Origin of the sequence: Paracoccus aminovorans (assembly GCF_001546115.1) — a bacterium.
Taxonomy (GTDB): Bacteria; Pseudomonadota; Alphaproteobacteria; order Rhodobacterales; family Rhodobacteraceae; genus Paracoccus; species Paracoccus aminovorans_B.
The window spans coordinates 1-1,246 of the sequence record NZ_LNBC01000044.1 but is presented as its reverse complement, the minus strand read 5'-3'; the positions used below and the strand labels follow the sequence as shown (position 1 = coordinate 1,246).

Annotated in this window: 1 protein-coding gene; it reads left to right on the top strand. The window is 67.3% G+C overall.

Annotated elements, in window-relative coordinates; genetic code table 11:
- On the top strand, window positions 1-1,245 hold a 1,245-nt coding region (gene glyA, locus ASV56_RS22265), incomplete at its 5' end, for a serine hydroxymethyltransferase (RefSeq protein ID WP_062564131.1).
- Window position 1,246: the final 1 nt, after the last annotated feature.

Below are 1,246 nucleotides of genomic sequence, written 5' to 3'. Positions count from 1 at the left end.
CGCGACCCTGCGATTTTCGGGGCGATCCGTCAGGAGCTTGGCCGGCAGCGCGACGAGATCGAGCTGATCGCGTCCGAGAACATCGTCTCGAAGGCGGTGCTCGAGGCGCAGGGCTCGGTCCTGACCAACAAATACGCCGAGGGCTACCCGGGCAAGCGCTATTACGGCGGCTGCCAATATGTCGACATCGTCGAGGACCTGGCGATCGAGCGCGCCAAGCAACTGTTCGACTGCGGCTTCGCCAATGTGCAGCCGAATTCGGGCAGCCAGATGAACCAGGCCGTGTTCCTGGCGCTGCTCAGCCCCGGCGACACCTTCATGGGGCTCGACCTCAATTCGGGCGGCCACCTGACGCATGGCTCGCCGGTCAACATGTCGGGCAAGTGGTTCAACGTCGTCAGCTACGGCGTGCGCCAGCAGGACCAGCTGCTGGACATGGAGGACGTGCGGAAAAAGGCGCATGAGCACAAGCCCAAGCTGATCGTCGCCGGCGGCACCGCTTACAGCCGCATCTGGGACTGGGCCGAGTTCCGCAAGATCGCCGACGAGGTCGGCGCCTACCTGATGGTCGACATGGCCCATATCGCGGGCCTGGTGGCGGGCGGCCAGCATCCCTCGCCCTTGCCGCATGCCCATGTCGTGACCACGACGACGCATAAATCCCTGCGCGGCCCGCGCGGCGGCATGGTGCTGACCAACGATGCCGAGATCGCGAAGAAGATCAACTCGGCGGTGTTCCCCGGCCTGCAGGGCGGCCCCTTGATGCATGTGATCGCGGCCAAGGCGGTGGCCTTCGGCGAGGCGCTGCGCCCGGGCTTTCGCGATTACGCGGCCCAGGTGGTGAAGAACGCGCAGGCCATGGCCGACGAGCTGATGAAGGGCGGCATCGACATCGTCTCGGGCGGCACCGACAACCACCTGTGCCTGGCCGATCTGCGTCCCAAGGGCGTGACCGGCAAGGCGACCGAGGCGGCGCTGGGTCGGGCGCATATCACCTGCAACAAGAACGGCGTGCCCTTCGACCCCGAGAAGCCCTTCGTGACCTCGGGCGTGCGCTTGGGCGCGCCGGCCGGCACCACGCGCGGCTTCGGCGAGGCGGAGTTCCGCCAGATCGCGCGCTGGATCGTCGAGGTGGTGGACGGGCTGGCCTCGAACGGCGAGGCCGGCAACGCCGAGGTCGAGGCCCGCGTCAAGGCCGAGGTCGAGGCGCTCTGCGCGAAATTCCCGCTGTACAAGGGCATGTGAG